16 protein-coding genes are annotated in these 17,241 nt (G+C 51.1%); 8 read left to right on the top strand and 8 right to left on the bottom strand.

What is annotated here, in order from left to right; translation table 11 throughout:
- Positions 1 to 202 precede the first annotated feature (202 nt).
- The 3 genes from ACPW75_RS12605 (at position 203) to ACPW75_RS12595 (ending at position 3,003) form a co-directional block, all read left to right on the top strand.
- A protein-coding gene (locus ACPW75_RS12605; RefSeq protein ID WP_102948393.1) for an IS3 family transposase occupies positions 203 to 1,407 on the top strand; the annotation gives its coding sequence in 2 pieces (ribosomal slippage) (positions 203 to 521 and positions 521 to 1,407; 1,206 coding nt in all).
- A gap of 59 nt (positions 1,408 to 1,466) precedes the next feature.
- Positions 1,467 to 1,922 (top strand): DUF2877 domain-containing protein, encoded by a 456-nt coding sequence (locus ACPW75_RS12600; protein WP_167824928.1) that lies wholly within the window; start codon positions 1,467 to 1,469, stop codon positions 1,920 to 1,922.
- A 133-nt stretch (positions 1,923 to 2,055) separates the two neighbouring features.
- The gene (locus tag ACPW75_RS12595; RefSeq protein WP_012564931.1) at positions 2,056 to 3,003 is read left to right on the top strand and encodes an IS30-like element ISAeca1 family transposase; all 948 of its coding nucleotides are present in this window, start codon (positions 2,056 to 2,058) and stop codon (positions 3,001 to 3,003) included.
- Between the two features lie 278 nt (positions 3,004 to 3,281).
- On the opposite strand, the gene ACPW75_RS12590 is transcribed toward ACPW75_RS12595, so the two are convergent.
- Together ACPW75_RS12590 and ACPW75_RS12585 are read right to left on the bottom strand one after the other, a co-directional pair.
- Positions 3,282 to 4,262: a YagK/YfjJ domain-containing protein gene (locus ACPW75_RS12590; protein ID WP_232105289.1), complete on the bottom strand. Its 981-nt coding sequence runs from the start codon at positions 4,260 to 4,262 to the stop codon at positions 3,282 to 3,284.
- 373 nt (positions 4,263 to 4,635) lie between these two features.
- The gene (locus ACPW75_RS12585) at positions 4,636 to 4,839 is read right to left on the bottom strand and encodes a helix-turn-helix transcriptional regulator (RefSeq protein WP_101613914.1); all 204 of its coding nucleotides are present in this window, start codon (positions 4,837 to 4,839) and stop codon (positions 4,636 to 4,638) included.
- A gap of 430 nt (positions 4,840 to 5,269) precedes the next feature.
- Between ACPW75_RS12585 and ACPW75_RS12580 the strand changes: the two genes are divergently transcribed.
- Positions 5,270 to 6,769, top strand: coding sequence for a histone-like nucleoid structuring protein (locus tag ACPW75_RS12580; RefSeq protein WP_239991373.1), 1,500 nt, complete (start codon positions 5,270 to 5,272; stop codon positions 6,767 to 6,769).
- A gap of 280 nt (positions 6,770 to 7,049) precedes the next feature.
- On the opposite strand, the gene ACPW75_RS12575 is transcribed toward ACPW75_RS12580, so the two are convergent.
- On the bottom strand, positions 7,050 to 8,030 hold the full coding sequence (locus tag ACPW75_RS12575; protein WP_000019402.1) for an IS5-like element IS5 family transposase: 981 nt from the start codon (positions 8,028 to 8,030) through the stop codon (positions 7,050 to 7,052).
- An 813-nt stretch (positions 8,031 to 8,843) separates the two neighbouring features.
- Here ACPW75_RS12575 and cas5e point away from each other — a divergent pair.
- On the top strand, positions 8,844 to 9,110 hold the full coding sequence (gene cas5e, locus ACPW75_RS12570) for a type I-E CRISPR-associated protein Cas5/CasD (protein ID WP_113994574.1): 267 nt from the start codon (positions 8,844 to 8,846) through the stop codon (positions 9,108 to 9,110).
- A 192-nt stretch (positions 9,111 to 9,302) separates the two neighbouring features.
- Here cas5e and ACPW75_RS12565 read toward each other — a convergent pair whose 3' ends face one another.
- Positions 9,303 to 10,457 (bottom strand): ElyC/SanA/YdcF family protein, encoded by a 1,155-nt coding sequence (locus ACPW75_RS12565; protein ID WP_190284015.1) that lies wholly within the window; start codon positions 10,455 to 10,457, stop codon positions 9,303 to 9,305.
- 483 nt (positions 10,458 to 10,940) lie between these two features.
- On the opposite strand from ACPW75_RS12565, the gene ACPW75_RS12560 reads away from it, so the two are divergent.
- The gene (locus ACPW75_RS12560) at positions 10,941 to 12,152 is read left to right on the top strand and encodes a NupC/NupG family nucleoside CNT transporter (protein ID WP_113994575.1); all 1,212 of its coding nucleotides are present in this window, start codon (positions 10,941 to 10,943) and stop codon (positions 12,150 to 12,152) included.
- Positions 12,153 to 12,334: 182 nt separating this feature from the next.
- The gene (locus ACPW75_RS12555; RefSeq protein ID WP_113994576.1) at positions 12,335 to 12,778 is read left to right on the top strand and encodes an inhibitor of vertebrate lysozyme family protein; all 444 of its coding nucleotides are present in this window, start codon (positions 12,335 to 12,337) and stop codon (positions 12,776 to 12,778) included.
- A 69-nt stretch (positions 12,779 to 12,847) separates the two neighbouring features.
- Here ACPW75_RS12555 and ACPW75_RS12550 read toward each other — a convergent pair whose 3' ends face one another.
- The gene (locus tag ACPW75_RS12550) at positions 12,848 to 13,390 is read right to left on the bottom strand and encodes a beta/gamma crystallin-related protein (protein WP_113994577.1); all 543 of its coding nucleotides are present in this window, start codon (positions 13,388 to 13,390) and stop codon (positions 12,848 to 12,850) included.
- A 197-nt stretch (positions 13,391 to 13,587) separates the two neighbouring features.
- On the bottom strand, positions 13,588 to 13,830 hold the full coding sequence (locus ACPW75_RS12545; protein WP_005302916.1) for a DUF3297 family protein: 243 nt from the start codon (positions 13,828 to 13,830) through the stop codon (positions 13,588 to 13,590).
- Positions 13,831 to 13,971: 141 nt separating this feature from the next.
- On the opposite strand from ACPW75_RS12545, the gene ACPW75_RS12540 reads away from it, so the two are divergent.
- The gene (locus ACPW75_RS12540) at positions 13,972 to 14,514 is read left to right on the top strand and encodes a metal-dependent hydrolase (protein WP_113994585.1); all 543 of its coding nucleotides are present in this window, start codon (positions 13,972 to 13,974) and stop codon (positions 14,512 to 14,514) included.
- Here ACPW75_RS12540 and ACPW75_RS12535 read toward each other — a convergent pair.
- Both ACPW75_RS12535 and ACPW75_RS12530 read right to left on the bottom strand, forming a co-directional pair.
- Positions 14,501 to 14,827 (bottom strand): hypothetical protein, encoded by a 327-nt coding sequence (locus ACPW75_RS12535; protein ID WP_113994578.1) that lies wholly within the window; start codon positions 14,825 to 14,827, stop codon positions 14,501 to 14,503. The genes ACPW75_RS12540 and ACPW75_RS12535 overlap by 14 nt on opposite strands.
- 189 nt (positions 14,828 to 15,016) lie before the next feature.
- Positions 15,017 to 17,239 carry a family 16 glycosylhydrolase gene (locus tag ACPW75_RS12530; RefSeq protein WP_113994579.1) on the bottom strand — a complete coding sequence of 741 codons (2,223 nt, stop codon included), beginning with the start codon at positions 17,237 to 17,239 and terminating at the stop codon, positions 15,017 to 15,019.
- Positions 17,240 to 17,241 lie beyond the last annotated feature (2 nt).

The raw sequence follows: 17,241 nt of genomic DNA, 5'->3' as shown, positions 1-17,241 counted from the left end.
TTTGGCACGAGAATACACTGGTGGGGCCTCACTGTAAGATCCGGCTTGTCGATTGTCAGTGGCAGTCGACCCGCCTAACCTCGGGTCAGGGGAGCATGCCATGCCTGTTACTAGATTGGCCCCTTGAAGATCCAGACACTTCGCCCCTCTTAACTTAAGAGGTAGTCTTGGAGCTATGTTCAGTACTAGTCACAACGAGAAGATGGTCGAAGTGTTAACAGGGGCCGAGCGCCGTCGACGCCGGACTCCACAAGAAAAGATCGCCATCGTGCAGCAGACCTTTGAGCCCGGGATGACCGTCTCTCATGTTGCTCGCTTGCACGACGTCAACGCAAACCAGCTTTTCAAATGGCGTAAGCAATTCCAAGAAGGGTCTCTCACGGCGATCACCGCCGGTGAGGATGTTGTTCCTGCTTCCGAGTTGGCTGCTGCCATCAAGCAGATCCGAGAGCTTCAGCGTCTGCTCGGGAAGAAGACCATGGAGAACGAGATCCTCAAAGAAGCCGTGGAGTATGGTCGAGCAAAAAAATGGATTGCGCATGCGCCCTTGTTGCCGGGGGACGACGATTAAGTGCTGTGAGCCAGGCTCTTAATGTATCGCGTGCGCAGCTATCCGTTCGTGTTCATCGAAAACCGGGTTGGCAAGATGGTCGTCATCATCGCCAGCGTGATGATGCAGCCTTACTTGGCCGTATCATGGAGGCGATGGCAGAGCTTCCCTCCTATGGCTATCGCCGGGTCTGGGCGCTGTTACGGCGTCAGTCTGAGGCAACAGAACAACCTGTGGTAAACGCTAAGCGGGTATATCGCGTCATGCGCGAACATGGCTTGCTGCTGGAAAGAAAACCAGCTGCACCATTGGCCCAGCAGGCACATAAGGGGCGTGTTGCCGTCAAGGAGAGCAATCGACGGTGGTGCTCAGATGGCTTCGAGTTTCGCTGCGATAACGGTGAAAAACTACGTGTCACGTTCGCCATGGATTGCTGCGATAGGGAAGCGTTGGACTGGGCGGCCAGTACTGGGGGTTACGATAGTGACACTGTGCAAGATGTCATGCTGAGGTCTGTCGAACATCGCTTTGGGGATTCGTTGCCGGCATCACCGGTGGAGTGGCTGACTGATAATGGCTCGGCGTATCGAGCCCATGAGACCCGCGCGTTTGCACGAGAAATCGGGTTGGAGCCCAGAACGACAGCAGTGAGAAGCCCACAGAGTAACGGTATAGCGGAGAGCTTCGTGAAGACGATGAAGCGAGACTATATCGAGATGATGCCAAAACCGGATAGCCGAACAGCGGTAGGCAATTTGGCTATCGCGTTTGAGCATTATAACGAGCACCACCCGCACAGCGCCTTGGGATACCGTTCACCACGGGAATTTCTGCGCAGTCGGGTATCACAACCCTAAGCGGGAAAAAGTGTCTGGACCTATGGGGTCAAATCCAGTTACCTTCGTTGGATCACTTCTTGTCATTAGCCCCTCCTGCAGGTGGTTTTTGGGCTCAATGGCATGGAGCAGACCATGACTATCTGTTTCCTCCATTAACAGCCCTGCAAAATTGGTTGGGTGGCACCAAGGTGGAGCTGGGTCCTGTTCTCACCCCTTTGCTGGGTTATGGGCATGGCCTGACACCCTCTGGCGATGACTTTCTGCTTGGGATTCTATTTGCTCTGGAGTGGACTGCATTTCAAGGGAGGGATGAGCTTATCGCTGCTTTGTTACCCCTTCTAACACGCACAACGGAGATCAGTTCTGTGATGCTTAAAATGGGGACAGCAGGTCATTATGGTGAGCGTTTGCTGCAACTGGTGACAGCCCGAAAAGAAGATGTTATGTGCGCCATTAAGAACATTGCGGATTATGGACACTCGTCAGGCCACGACATGTTATGTGGGATTAGATTTGCACTGGCAAACGGTTGAAAAACTGTGGGTTTAATCTAAATCGAACCGTGAATTCAGATAATAAGTGCAATGCCCATGGTGCATAGGAGAGAGGCGGTCAACTACCAGTTAGGGTACGCTTCTTCTCGCCAAAGAAACAAAGCGATACACCATGAAATACCAGCAGTTGACCGAGGGGCTACGATACCAGATTGCCTGCCTCCGTGACCATGGCCTGTCACAGGCCCGCATTGCCAAACAGCTCGGGGTTCATCCATCGACTATCAGTCGTGAGCTTCGTCGTAATTGTGCTGGGCAGGCCTATCAGCCGCAGCAGGCTCACCAACTTGCCACGGCACGACGGCTGACGAGTCAGAAGCGTACTGTCCCGTCTGATACCATCGACTTTGTTTGCATGGCGCTGGTCGCGGACTGGAGTCCCGAGCAAATCAGTGGCGTTGGAGACATGATTAACTGCCCGGTTAGCCACGAGTGGATATACCGCTATGTGGCACGCGACAAGGCCAACGGTGGCACGCTATACCGGCATCTGCGTCAGGGTCACAAACGCTATCGCAAGGGTAAGAACAGCAAACGCAGTGTCATTCCCAATCCGGTATCGATTGATGAACGCCCTGCGATAGTCAATGAGCGGAGCCGTGTGGGAGATTGGGAAGTCGATACCGTGTTGGGTAAGCAAGGCAGCGGTGCAATAGTGAGTCTGTTGGAGCGTAAGAGCCGGCTCTACCTGGTTCAATACGTTCCCAGCAAAACAGCCAGCGCGGTGGCGGACACCATTATCAGCATGCTGAAACCCTACCAGGCACATGTCCATACCATCACAGCTGACAATGGTAGCGAGTTTGTCGAACATGAACGTGTTGCAGCAGAGCTGGAAGCGCAGGTGTACTTTGCGCATCCATACAGTGCATGGGAACGGGGACAGAATGAGAATAGCAATGGTCTGCTGCGGCAATATGTGCCCAAAGGCAGTGATTTGAGTGTGGTGACAGCAGAGGCACTGTCAGCCGTCGAAAAGCGGCTGAACTTCAGGCCGCGCAAATGCTTGGGATTTAAACAGCCACAGGTGGTTTTTGACGAACTTCTGAAAGCAGCCTGATTTTTAATCGGGAATTGCACTTCGAAGTTGAATTCGCGACAGCCTGTAATGGCCTCACCAGCCTAAAGTGCCCGCTACACTCGGAGCTTTCTTCTTATTGGCAGATCAAGGGAATGTGGCTTTCTTATCGTGCTCACATACGCCATCGCGTCTCCTACCTGACAACTGTATTGTCAGAGACTAAAGTTTCCCGCCAGCAACGGTTGGAATCGGTATATTACCGCGTCTGTAAACGAGCGATGCTGCTCCCCCCCTATATCTGTGCAAGCAAGGGTAATTCAGTATGTAAGTGCATAGCTGGAGCGCCTTGGCCTGCCAAGGCGAGGTTGGGGCGATGGTCTCTCCATACGCCCGAAGGTCCGACGACCGGCTGGTAATATCGCCAGTATTTGCGTATCCAGCTTGGTCAGATAACTCAGCGCATTAATCAGGTTTTGACACTTGGTTGTATCGCTGTAGTGGACCATCCCAATGCCATCAGTGCCCCATCGTTGATATTCCTCCCGCCTGACTTGGCAGTTGTAATAGCTCCCGTCATTGTCGGTCATGACCTCCCACAGCTCCCCCAGTGTTCTACCCAGCGAGATATCTCGTTGGTGTACTGCCCCATTAAAAATGAACGTAATGTGGGTATGAAAATATCTATCAACACCGTACTCAAGTTTCCAGATATACCCCACCAATGCAGGATATTTATTCTGTATTCGACGAAGGTAACTATTCCGGTCATTCGTCACGAGGTCTAACGTTAACTGGTCGTAGTAGTCTTCGTGATAGCCGATATCCAATCGGATGATTAATAGCTTGGCATGCTGGTCGAATAGGCTATTAACATACGTCGCTATACTGAGCTGATTGCGGTTCTCAACGCGTTTAAGGTTCTTGAGACGCTTTCGGTGTGCCTTACTCTTGCATTCTCTTAGAAACGTATACAGCGCGTTATTGATATCCTTGGCTAATTCATTGCCTTCATCACTATCGAGATATCGCTCATGGATGAGGTGCAACCCAAACACCTCTCGCATATGCGTTAGGAATAGCGCTACCGTTGGATGCGCTGACGATATCTCCTCATGACAATAAAAATAATCACACACAGTATTCAACATATTAAAGAGTTGGGTTGATAGCTTACGGTCAATGCAAGTAATGCGTGACTTACCTGGGGCTGAATCAACAGCCATGACAATAGTAGGCGTTGTATTTTGGAGCAGGTCTGGTATGGATAGGATATCTAATAGTCTGACTGAGTTAAACATGATGGCCTCGCTTAGGCAGGAGTAACCCTACACTGTGTGATAGACACTCGTGTATATAGCGGCGATTGGTGGAGTGGTATTGGCTACCTATGCTGGTGGTAGCATGACCACCATATGGGAGTTGTGTAATGGTATGCGATAGTGGTAATGGTTATTGGTTGTATATGGGTGACTGTACATAGCGTAGGAATAGTATTGAATGGTAGTGATGTTAAATAATAAATAAACCTAAACGTGATGCGCCTATCCCACCTACGAAAACACCCAAAAACATATATAAGAAGGAATGGTTATTTCCCTAACCAATTAGCCTATCAAGGCATGATTGATAACGCTGGAAGTTATGGAGCTCACTAGGGATGAAAAAATGCACTCAAGACTGGCTTCTACCAATAAGCCAGCTATCAACATCGTGCTCAAACCAGCCAATAGAGGACTGCCCTATCTTGAAAGGTTTAGGGAAGGTCTCGTCATAACGAGGAGGCTTGGGATTAAGCCAGTCATAGATAGTAGACCTGACCATGCCAATCTTGTTGGTGAGATCTTTGATGCGCAGGACTTTGATGGGGTTGTTCATGATGTACTCCTGATGATGAGGTAGTTGTTCATCAGAAGAGCGCGCCAGTTAAAAAAAACAGGGTATCGCATCATTCTCTTTAGAAGTTAGAAGTTAGAAGAGTGTGAACTGTAATTCCTATCCAAACTGCTTGCTATAACGCTACATAAAGTGACCAATCCAGGCAGCTGATACATGGATTGTAGGTAATGCAAAATTGCAGGCCCCTAGGTTAGGGCTATACCGATAGATGCTATTCATCTATCCGCAGCAAAGAGAACTGAAGAGCCTCCACCTGGATAAGGGCAGCTCAAAATATACTAAGTGCAACCATGATATAAGTTAAGTGATGCTTGCATCACATCCTTAGTGCAACCTTGTTGATGTGGCTACATAAATCTATAGAATTGAAGGTTATGCTGGAATTAACACACCATAAAGAAGGTTAAATATGGCAAGAAATAAAAAATACAGACCACATCATCATATTGGTGTAAAAGCCAAAAGTGAGCTTCGCGCCCCCCCAACACAGCATAAAAAAGAAGACATTAAAATAAATGATGATATGTTCGCTGATGATAATAAAGTGGAGCAACCAACTAAAATCAAACGTGTTTTGCGAGGAAGTAAAACCGACAATAATAAAGATAAAAATAGTAAAATAAAAACAACAGAAAGGCCATATTCAATATACGACTGTGATAAAGAATGGCTCCTCGCTGCACAGCGAACTAGAAAGAATCCACATCTGGCAATTAGACATGAAGGGCTTAGTAAGAATGGATTGCAGATTGAGAACGACACACCTATCGGTCATTTTATTGAAAATAATAAGTCTAGCGAAGTAACTTACTATCAAAAAATTATAGCAACTGAAGATTACAGTAACTTCGAGCATATTTATAATATATTGTTATTTATTTCATCTGTTAGGGAATATAGCTACCATGAACAATTTAAAATTGGGAGGCAATTTAAAAACAACAATCGATTAGAATTAACCGTTCAGGATGAGGTTAATCTAAATAAAGCACTTGTGTATAGTGCTCAGCAGAAAGTAGAAATAAAAAATAAAATAAGAATTTTGTTGAGGTCAAACGTAAATAACATTCTCAATAACCAGGATTATCTTGAACACTTTGATGTGCATCCCGCAGTATCTATATTCATAAAGATAGTAAATGAGAATGGCATTGACATCACATATAGAGATGATTTTGAAGAGTATTTCTCAATCGATCTGATGACCGCTTTCATCAATAAATTCAATGCAACCTATAATTCTCCACATTATAAAGAAGAGGTTTCTAAAAGACTTTACAATGTAAGAAAGAATATAAACTCTATCACTGACTTCATAAATAGAAAGGTCGATGGCGATTCTACGCATGTGATAAGGTGCTGTTTAGGATTTAACTGCATTTTCGATGATGGATATGATTCAAAATATGAAAAAGAAATTTATGAAATCTATAAAAGCCCTAACTCCTTATACTATTACAAGCTAACAAAGCTATTTGATGGCAGAGATGCAATATTTAGGCGAGGAGCAAAAAAACCAGTTATGAAGTATATAGATGGGTATATTTGGAAAGTCGATTATTGCTCAATAAGGAAGTATTATCTTCATCTATTTTTATTTTTAAAACCAGACTGGGGGAAGAGCTTTGATATCGTAGAAGAGATCGGTAACATGTGGAGAAGCAATGTAATCAACGGTGATGTTTTTAAATATAGCGGTGAAATAGACAACTTCCCAATTAAAAATAAAAGCGGTCGTGACATGCTGGCTAAATCTTTAAACGACTTATTCATTCAGGACATATTGGCTTATGCGATAGTGCGCAAGCCTAATGAAAAACATCTTCGTTCATTTGGAAAAAGTGGAAATAATAAAAGCACTGACAACCCATTACAGAAAATAATTAAATCAACACCAGTGAAAATATAGCGCAATATGATGATGATCTATTCGCTATAAATTGGCCATCTGGTTTAAACACTCCATGAGGGTATGATATGAATAAAAATGGAGGTTACGCTCAGTGTAACCTCCATAGGCAAAGTCTAAAACTAGAGACTTAAGGAAGGTGCGAATAAGCGGGGAAATTCTTCTCGGCTGACTCAGTCATTTCATTTCTTCATGTTTGAGCCGATTTTTTCTCCCGTAAATGCCTTGAATCAGCCTATTTAGACCGTTTCTTCGCCATTTAAGGCGTTATCCCCAGTTTTTAGTGAGATCTCTCCCACTGACGTATCATTTGGTCCGCCCGAAACAGGTTGGCCAGCGTGAATAACATCGCCAGTTGGTTATCGTTTTTCAGCAACCCCTTGTATCTGGCTTTCACGAAGCCGAACTGTCGCTTGATGATGCGAAATGGGTGCTCCACCTTGGCCCGGATGCTGGCTTTCATGTATTCGATGTTGATGGCCGTTTTGTTCTTGCGTGGATGCTGTTTCAAGGTTCTTACCTTGCCGGGGCGCTCGGCGATCAGCCAGTCCACATCCACCTCGGCCAGCTCCTCGCGCTGTGGCGCCCCTTGGTAGCCGGCATCGGCTGAGACAAATTGCTCCTCTCCATGCAGCAGATTACCCAGCTGATTGAGGTCATGCTCGTTGGCCGCGGTGGTGACTAGGCTGTGGGTCAGGCCACTCTTGGCATCGACACCAATGTGGGCCTTCATGCCAAAGTGCCACTGATTGCCTTTCTTGGTCTGATGCATCTCCGGATCGCGTTGCTGCTCTTTGTTCTTGGTCGAGCTGGGAGCCTCAATGATGGTGGCATCGACCAAGGTGCCTTGAGTCATCATGACGCCTGCTTCGGCCAGCCAGCGATTGATGGTCTTGAACAATTGGCGGGCCAGTTGATGCTGCTCCAGCAGGTGGCGGAAATTCATGATGGTGGTGCGGTCCGGCAAGGCGCTATCCAGGGATAACCGGGCAAACAGACGCATGGAGGCGATTTCGTACAGAGCATCTTCCATCGCGCCATCGCTCAGGTTGTACCAATGCTGCATGCAGTGAATGCGTAGCATGGTTTCCAGCGGATAAGGTCGCCGGCCATTACCAGCCTTGGGATAAAACGGCTCGATGACTTCCACCATGTTTTGCCATGGCAGGATCTGCTCCATGCGGGACAAGAAAATCTCTTTTCTGGTCTGACGGCGCTTACTGCTGAATTCACTGTCGGCGAAGGTGAGCTGATGACTCATGATGAACCCTTTTTCATGGCTCCAGATGACAAACATGATCTCATATCAGGGACTTGCTCGCACCTTCCTTAATAAACCCTATCCAACTTGTAGATGCACAATATTGTCAGCCGTTTTTTCTGATGGTTTAAAAATTCATCCCCATAACTCCAGCGCCATTTTTTGTTCCGGTAACCGAACTGTATGAACATAGTGAGCCATGCCTCCGGGTAAGGCATGACCTAATATCTGCTCCACAACATGAGCGGCGATCCCAGCCTCATTTAGCCGGGTAGCTAAGCTCCGTCGCTCCAAGGGAGTAGTATGCCCGATCCGTTTCCAAATCCCTCTTTCCCACTGACTGACAGCCTCTGGTCACTTGAGCTTCCTAGCAAGTATGAGGGTGACTGTGCGGCAGCTGCTTTCAGCAAGGCGTCTATCGTCGGCCGAATAAAATCAGGTATTGGTCTCACGATTTTATTACCTGTTTTTGATTTGGATGCAGGTACTGTCTATGTACCTTCGGCTAGATTCCATTCTTCGGGAGCTGATAGCCGATCTTCTTGAGTTCTTGCACCGAACGACAACAGAATCTTGGCCAAACTTCCGTAGTAGCAATATGGACCTAGCTTCTCAGCCCACTCCCATAGTGTTAGCAGCAGTGGGAAAGTGATCCACCGATGGGTCAGAATCCGACTGCTGTTGACACTCGAAGACTACCTCACCAAGAAAGAGGCTCTCACCGGCAGCCTGTTTGGCAAGCTGAGAGATTAGGAGTGGGGAGGATGTGTGGATCACCTGATCGCTAAGCTGCAAAGTCATGTGGAGTAACTCATGAATCAACCCTACCTGCTACTATGGCTGGAGGGGCCGCTACAAAGCTGGGGGCACGATTCCCGCTTTGGACGGCGTGAGACCCTGAACTTCCCGACCAAGTCCTGGGTCCTCGGGATGGTCTGCCCTGCCCTGGGGATTGGTGGCCCCAGACATACCTACTCGCCCATTTTGCTGCTCTCGATATGCAGGTCCACAGCTTTGCCCGTTGTCACCAGAACGGGGAGCTGGCTCCCCGCGAGCCTTTGTTGCGCGAGACGACGCTGACGCGAAGTGAGCAATGGGAAGAAGGACAGTAGCTGTTGAAAGGCTTGGGTATCCATGATGGAGACCCTCAAGGTGATGACCTACTTCAAGGTTATCCTTTCAACAAATAATTGGGACAGCGCTATTAATAACGCCTTGTGATGCAAAAAGATCGCAGAGGCAACGAGCCGGGCGAGAGCGGCCCACCCGGGATCAGCGCTCCAGCAGGGGAGCAGAGCGGTAGCTCCAGAGCCCATAGGTGCGCAGGGCGTCGCGGTAGATGCCGAGCAGCTCGCTGTCGCTCACCTTGGCAAGCTCGGAGAGCGGCTTGTCGGGATAGCTGACGCTGTCTATCCGGATCCCGGCCGGCCCGCTCTGCCAGCAGGCGATCTCCAGCAGGGTCTGGCCCCGGCGTACATGGCTGGCGGAGCTCACCAGGGTGGCGTACTCGATCTGGTGGCGGGCGAGGGCATAGCCGCTGTAGAGGGCGTTCTCCACCGTGCTGGTGGCGTAGTTCTCCTCGATGATGCGCGAGCGGTCGATCCCCTTTTTCACCAGCCAGTCGGCCATCAGCTTGCCCTCGGTCTGACGGTTTTGGGGCACGCCGCCGGTCAGGATGATGAGGGCCGCCGGATTGGCCTTGGCCAGCGCCCGGGTGGTTTCCAGCCGGCCCAGCAGGATGTCGTGCATGGAGCCGTCGGGATTGAGGGCATAACCCAGGGTGACGATGGCCCGGTTGCCAGGTTTGGGTGAGCGCTCCCCCTGCTCCTTGAGCGGGGTGGCGATGACGCGGTCGACCGTGTCGAAGATGCGCTGCAGATCGGCGGCCCGGCCAGGATTGAGGGTCGCCAGCTTGCTCTGATAGCCCTTGGCGGCGGCCTCGTTGTGCTTGAAGGTCTGCCAGGTGGCGAGGTAGCTCAGCAGGTCGATGTCATCGGGCGCGGTACTGAGGGCCTGCTCGAACAGGCCGATGGCCCTGTCCACGTTGCCGTTGTAGATCTGGGCGTTGGCCGCCGAGATGAGCAGATCGGTGCGATAGGGCTCGAGCTGGTAGGCCTGCAGCAGCAGCTCGGTCACCTGCTCCATGTTGCTCGGCATCTTGGCGGTGAAGCCGGCGGTGGAGATGCGGGCGGGGGATTTGAAGATCTGCCAGGCGTCTGCCAGCAGCTGATCCACCACCTGGCGCTTGCTGATGTACTGGTCGTAATTCTGCTCCTTTTGCAGGGAGCGTACCGGGGCAGCCCAGGCATTGCTGGAGACACACACTGGCAGCGCCAACAGGCTGGCCAGCGTCAGGGCAATCGCGGTTCTTTTCATCATGATGGCGTTCCACCGAAGGTTGATGGCACCAGGCCATTCCAGGACCATGGGGCTTTTTCAATAAAAACATAAACTTGGTGATTGGCCAGTGTACCGCGTCGTGGCGTGAAAAAACGTGAACCGCTTCGGTTATCCGGGGAAGGGGGGGGCGCCTGCCCTATTCGGGGGGAGCGAAACCTGGTTTCCCTGTGGGTTTGCTCAGTTGCGGCGCAATCCTGCCGCGTTTTGGGTAAAGCTCACCGCTGCCGTGAAAAAGTTGGCGTGGCCAATCGTTTTACCGCTTTTTCTGTGACGGCGATCACTGTACCATCGCCGCCCGACCTGCCACCCGGCCGCAGCTCCCCCTGCGACGGCGCTGGCGTCACCCGATACTCGCCGTCACCCGGAACGTGAATGACCCCAGGATGGGACCCGCCACTAACCTGTAGGTTTGTGGTCTGCGTGTCGCGGGGTCGGCACCTCTCCCGCCCGCTCCCTGCGATGCCTGTCTGCAGACTTGCCGTATGAAACTTCTCTCTTCATAGGTGCAAGATGACGCTGTTATTGAGTCTGGTCGGTATGCTGGCCCTGATGTTTATCGCCTGGCTGGCCAGTGAAAACCGCCGTGCCATCCGCTGGCGGACCGTGCTCGGGGCCCTCGCCCTGCAAACCGGCTTTGCCGCCCTGGTGCTCTACTTCCCCCCCGGTCAAATCATGCTCGGCGCCATGAGCAACGGCGTCTCCGCCTTGCTCGGCTTTGCCGACAGCGGCATCCGCTTCGTGTTTGGCGATCTGGCCAGCAACGGCTTCATCTTCGCCGTGCGGGTGCTGCCGCTGGTGATCTTCATCAGCGCGCTGATCGCCGTGCTCTATCACTTCGGCATCATGCAGTGGGTGATCCGGGTGCTGGGGGGCGGCATTCACCGCCTGCTCGGTACCAGCCGCGCCGAATCCCTGGTGGCCACCGGCAACATCTTCCTCTCGCAAGGGGAATCCCCGCTGCTTATTCGCCCCTTCCTGGCCGGCATGACCCGCTCCGAGCTGTTTGCGGTGATGACCTGCGGCATGGCCTCGGTGGCTGGATCTGTGCTCGGTGGCTACGCCGGGCTTGGTGTGGATCTGAAATACCTGATCGCCGCTTCCTTCATGGCGGCGCCGGGGGGCCTCTTGATGGCGAAACTCCTGGTGCCGGAGCAGCAGCAGGTACGCGAGCAGGCCGAGATCACCCTCGACAAGAGTGACTACAGCAACGCCATCGACGCCCTGGCGGGCGGCGCCATGAGCGGCATGAAGATCGCGGTGGCCATCGGCACCATACTGCTGGCGTTTGTCAGCGTCATCACCATGATCAATGCCGGTCTCACCACGGTGGGCGAGTGGTTCGGCTGGGCCGATCTCTCCCTGCAGCAGCTGCTGGGTTACCTGTTTGCCCCAGTGGCCTGGCTCATCGGCGTGCCGGCCAGCGAGATGATGGCGGCAGGATCCTTGATTGGCCAGAAGGTGATCATGAACGAGTTCGTTGCCTACCTGGACTTTGCCAACATCAAGCAGGATCTCAGTGTCCACACCCAGATCATCATCACCTTCGCCCTCTGCGGTTTTGCCAACCTGGGCTCCATTGCGGTGCAGCTTGGCTCCATCGGTACCATGGCGCCGGAGCGCCGCCACGACGTGGCGAGCCTCGGCTTCAAGGCGGTGCTGGCGGCGACCCTGGCCAACCTGATGAGCGCCACCCTGGCGGGGCTGTTCGCCTCCCTCGGCTAAGCGACCCTTGTCCCCATGCATACCCCGTCTCGCCACTGGCGCGGCGGGGTGTCGTCCATCTGGCGCCAGCCACTGACGCCTCGGCACGGCTTGGGCTCGACAGGGGCGGGCGCAGGCGGTAGCGTGATGGCGCGCGGCCAGCCTGCGCCCGTTCAGGCATTCATATAACAAGGAATCACACCATGACCCGTTTCTCTCGCGCATTGGCGCTCTCCCTGCTGCTGGCCGGCGCCGCGCCGGCGTTTGCCGCCGCCACCTATACCTCGGATCTGCTGCTGTCAGCGGACTTCAAGGCCCCCTGGGCCAAGGCGACCCAGGGCATCAAGAACCTGCCCAAGTGGGTGCGCAGCGGCAACGGCACCAGCTCCCCGCTCGAAGCCGTAGTCGGCACCCCGTATCAGAGCGGTTCGGTCTGCAAGCCCCACGATTGTGCCAGCCACTACATGCAGCTGCTGGTGGATGCCAAGGCCAAGCGGGTGTGGGGCGTGCTGATCGATCTGCCAGATAGCGATGCCGCCCGCGAAACCCCGACCAAGTTTGCCCGCTACACCTGGCTCGGCCAGCCGGACAAGGGGATGCAGGCCGCCCTGATGAAGCAGGTTGAGGCTGACCCCAACTGGCAGTAAGCCTCGAAAAGCAAAAACCTCTGCCCAGGCAGAGGTTTTTTTATGGCGAAGAGGTGATGGGGCAGGGCGCTAGCGGCTCAGGATCCGCACCGAACGGATGCGGTTGTTGAAGTCGGTCGCCTCCTGCCCGCCACCCTTGCGGGTGTAGTAGCCACCGCGAAAGTCGGTCTCCTCGAAAAAGCGCACCACCCAGCCAGCCGGCACGGTGAAGGAGGAGATGCGGTTGGCAAAGCCGTAGCGGCCGAGATCCGCAATATCCCGGTCGATGCGCAGGGACTCACCGCTCTGGTGGGCACCGTCGAACACCAGCAGGGTGCCGGCGTCGTCCCCTTCGTCCAATCGGGTTGTCAGGCAGCTCGCCTTGGCCGCCTCGCAGAACAGGCTGTTGTTGCCTTGGCCCTGCTGGCAGCGGCGGCTCACCTTCTGGCGTGCCAGCCACTCGCTGCGTCCCGCATCGGCATAGACGCTGTTGAAGGGGGTCAGGGTACAGATGTGGATACGCCCGCCACCCTGGCTCTGACCGTTCACTACGATCTGGGGATTGATAAGAATATCGGCGCGGACCGCTGTGCTCAGGGTCAACAGCGCCAGCAGGACAAACAGCTTGTTCATGGATGAGATCTTGCCAGTTCAAGGGGCGGCAAGGATTGCCGAGACGCAGCCCCGATGCAAGAGGAGGCGGCGCCCGCTGCGACACCCCTTGCCCGCCACAGGCGTCAAGATGAAAGGCCCAAAGCAAAACACCGGCACAAGGCCGGTGTTCTAAACAGCATGGCGGCGGGCCCGACGGGGCACGCGGTCAGGGCGGCTTAGGCGTAGAAAGCCTCGACGGTGCCCTTGACGGTGATCAGCATGGGGTTGCCATAGCGATCCTTGGCCTTGGGGGAGGGGATCTTCACCCAACCTTCGCTGATGCAGTACTCCTCGACATTGGTGCGCTCCTTGCCGTTCACGCGAATGCCGATCTCGTGCTGGAAGCACTCCGCCACATGGTGCGGGCTGCGCGGGTTGGCCGCCAGGCGGTCGGGCAGGGCCGGTTTGTTGTCGCTCATTTTATTTACCTGAGTGTGATAAAAAGTGGGTCATTGTAGGCAATGCCCGTCATGGGCTCAAGGCTGGTGGCACGCAACTTCACCTTCACTTCACCGAGCGGGGATAAGGTAGGCTCACGTTTTCAGTTGGAGCTTTACCCTATGCCCACCATCGTCACTCACGCCGCCGTCCCTCTCTGCCTTGGACTGGGGTTTGGCAGCCGGATCATTCCGCCGCGCCTTCTGCTGGCGGGGGTTGCCATCGCCATGCTGCCCGATGCCGACGTGCTCGCCCTTAAACTGGGGGTCGCCTACGGCCATGTCTTTGGCCACCGCGGCTTTACCCACTCCCTGTTGTTTGCCTTTGCCCTGCCCACGTTGGCCATGCTGTTTCATCGCCAGTTAAGGGCCAGCGCCGCTACCGTCTGGTCATTTTTGCTGATCTCGCTGCTCTCCCACAGTCTGCTCGATTCGCTTACCACCGGCGGCAAGGGGGTTGGCTGGCTCTGGCCGTGGCGTGACGAGCGCTTCTTCGCCCCCTGGCAGGTGATCCGGGTCGCCCCCTTCAAGCTGGAGGCGTATCTCACCGCCCGAGGTGAGGCGGTGATCCTCTCCGAGCTCTACTGGGTCTGGCTGCCGGGGGCTGTATTGATGCTGGTGTTGATGGGATGGCGGGTGTGGAGAAGGACGCCTAGGGGATGCTGAGACTGGCGGCCAAGTGATGAAGATAGTCATAGCTGTGCCACTGGGCGGCACAGAGGGCGAGTAGGGCTGAGGCTCCCAAGGCACCTTGATCCCAGTGCTGGAGTAATATCCATAGGGCATGCAGTATGCAGAGACCCAGACTCGCCAGATAAATGATGGCCAATGCCACTTCAATCAAATCCGATATGCCAGAGGGGTTATTTGGATTGTGATAAAACAGGTCATAGCCAAAGGCGCGAAATCCGAGTCTGATCAGAAACAGGAAGGTGCAGAGAATGGCCAATCGTTTTGTTTTTCGGTTGATATTTATCACACAACTTCTCAAATATCCTAACGCTAACTTTTGGGGCTGAGATGCAGCAGAGCTGGGACATCCATCATTTTGAATGTTGGCTATGCTACGCCTTGCTCCGAAAGGTGGGGGTCCCAGATTTGCCATCGTTTTGTGTACTGGCGGTACTTCGTCTTGCTCAGAAAAATGGGGGGCCTGATTTTTAAGGAATTATACTCCTTCATATTCAAATAAATCTTCCCTCTTGATGGCACTCCCATTCCCTATGATTTCCATATGATTATATTTTGGCGTTGAAATGAAAACGGATTTAACTAGTGCTTTTGCCGGAAGTAGCTTCTCATCTACTTTTCCTGCCAGCTCACGTGATGCGGATGGCCAGCAGTTTAGGTGGAACATCATTGGTAAGTGAGGTATCGGGGTTGGTTCCCAGCTAGATCTTTTGTGAATGTTAATTCCGTCCACATACCACCTTATTTCATTTTCATCCCATTCAATAGCATATGAATGGAAATCGACAGTTGCATCAAACCATAGGTCTATCAATACAGGTGTACCTCTGTAACCATAGTCAAAGCGGGCCCCCTCACTGCCTGGGTTGTAGTAAACGTTAATTAGTATTTTTCTAGGGTCTTTACCTAAGAATTCAATGTCAATCTCTTGACGTGGTGAATTCCTATGTAGAAACATACCGGTTATAATTCCATCTATTTTGGGAGGTTTAAGAACAGCTTCAAAGCGGCCAAACAAAAAACTACGCCTAGAGGTTAACGCGGCTGAACCAAACTGTCTTACTCCTAAGTCTTCACTCATCACAGTGAATTCCGCTGGCTGCCCACTACTTATCGACAAGTTTGAAGAACTAAACAAACCCATATTGCCAGGAAATGTGTCATCTCTCTTTATCCAAAAGTCATCGTTAAAATGGTTGAAACTATCAGACAGAACACATTCATGTATCGAATTGTCCATACTTTTCGATATGGAGTAAATATTATGTAGGTTTCTTTTAGCTGGGAGAATCCAAGGAGCTGAATCAGTTTTTAGCCACACATGACTTAATTTTTTTGATTTCTCTATTTGTGAAATGTTTGTCTTCTCTAATTTACGTTGGCCTAATCCTCTAAGTTTGGGATAGGGGCTCGCTGGAGGGACAACTCCTATAAATTCGCATAGAGTTTTCCATGCATAAGCAGAATATGAATTTAAAACTAAATTACGGCCATGCCAAAATTCCGTGAGAGAAATAATCTCACCCTTTGATAAATATTCCCCTATAACAATCAAATTTCCTTTAGGATGCAATTTAGCCAATTTATATATGTTTTTATCGATACAACCAATGTTGATAAATGCATCAAAGTTAGACGTTCCATTCTCTTTAGTAAGTAACTCATGCTCTTCATCTGGCAATTTATCAATGTCGCTGTAGCAACGATATCCAAGCATTGAAAGTGCCATAGCTAACGAAGTAAGTTGCTCATTATCTTTCCCTACAACGAAAATTGGTTTAACTAGATGGGTAGTCTTGTACTCCCCAGGTGAGTCTGAGTTAAGAATTCCTATTTTTGAAAGTATGGGCAATATTGAATATGAATTTTGAGATTTTTCATCTACACGTTGTTGAATTACAGATCTAGAAGCAAGTAATGCATCCATATTACTAAATTTATGATTTATCCAGAGGTCTACGGGGCCACGAACGGGCAGTTGGCTTAACAGTCTCTGCGCTCCTCTTTTCGAAAGTACATATCCAGATAAAAACCATATACCTCTGAAAAGCTGAAATGTATTTTCAGTAACAAGTGTTTTTTCTGCTCCTAGTTCAACTTCTCTATATGAAAGATAAAGAATGTCAAATAGCACAGATTTACCTCGTAGTTTGAGCAGTTCATGCCAAACTTTTCCAACATAATCTGAAAATTTATAACTAAGATAGATATCGTCTTCTAGAACTAAAGCATATTGATCTTTGCCTGTGGCTATTTTCTTCCATATATCTATATGTGAAAGTGCTACAGCTATTTCTTGTCTGCTCATTTGGATTTTTTCGTCCAGGTTCAGCTTGCTGGGTAACACTCTTCTTGGGTCGACATAAAGTTGCTCACCTAATGTATAAGTTTTGTCAACATTTTCCGATTTCACTACATTTTCAAATTCTAAAGCATCTACAGCAGAAATGCGTGTTACATACTCTGATAGAGGCCTTCCTTTAAAATCTAAGATTTGTGTTAATTCACTTAAAACCTTTTCCCATCGCTGGGGCTGACGGTCGAGATTTATAACATAAATATTTTCAATGCTATCACGTTTTGGTCCGCTACTGGTCTGCGAAAATGCAATACATTTCTTCTTTGGAAGGAGTTTTTTGGCATGTAATGCAATGCGGTATATAAATCTAAAAACCGGTTTTGGTATGGTTATATTGTTCATTC

Source organism: Aeromonas sp. FL131 (assembly GCF_049860615.1).
In the GTDB taxonomy this organism is placed as follows: domain Bacteria; phylum Pseudomonadota; class Gammaproteobacteria; order Enterobacterales; family Aeromonadaceae; genus Aeromonas; species Aeromonas hydrophila.
Note: the sequence above shows the minus strand (reverse complement) of the source record. Positions and strands in the feature narration are given on the sequence as shown.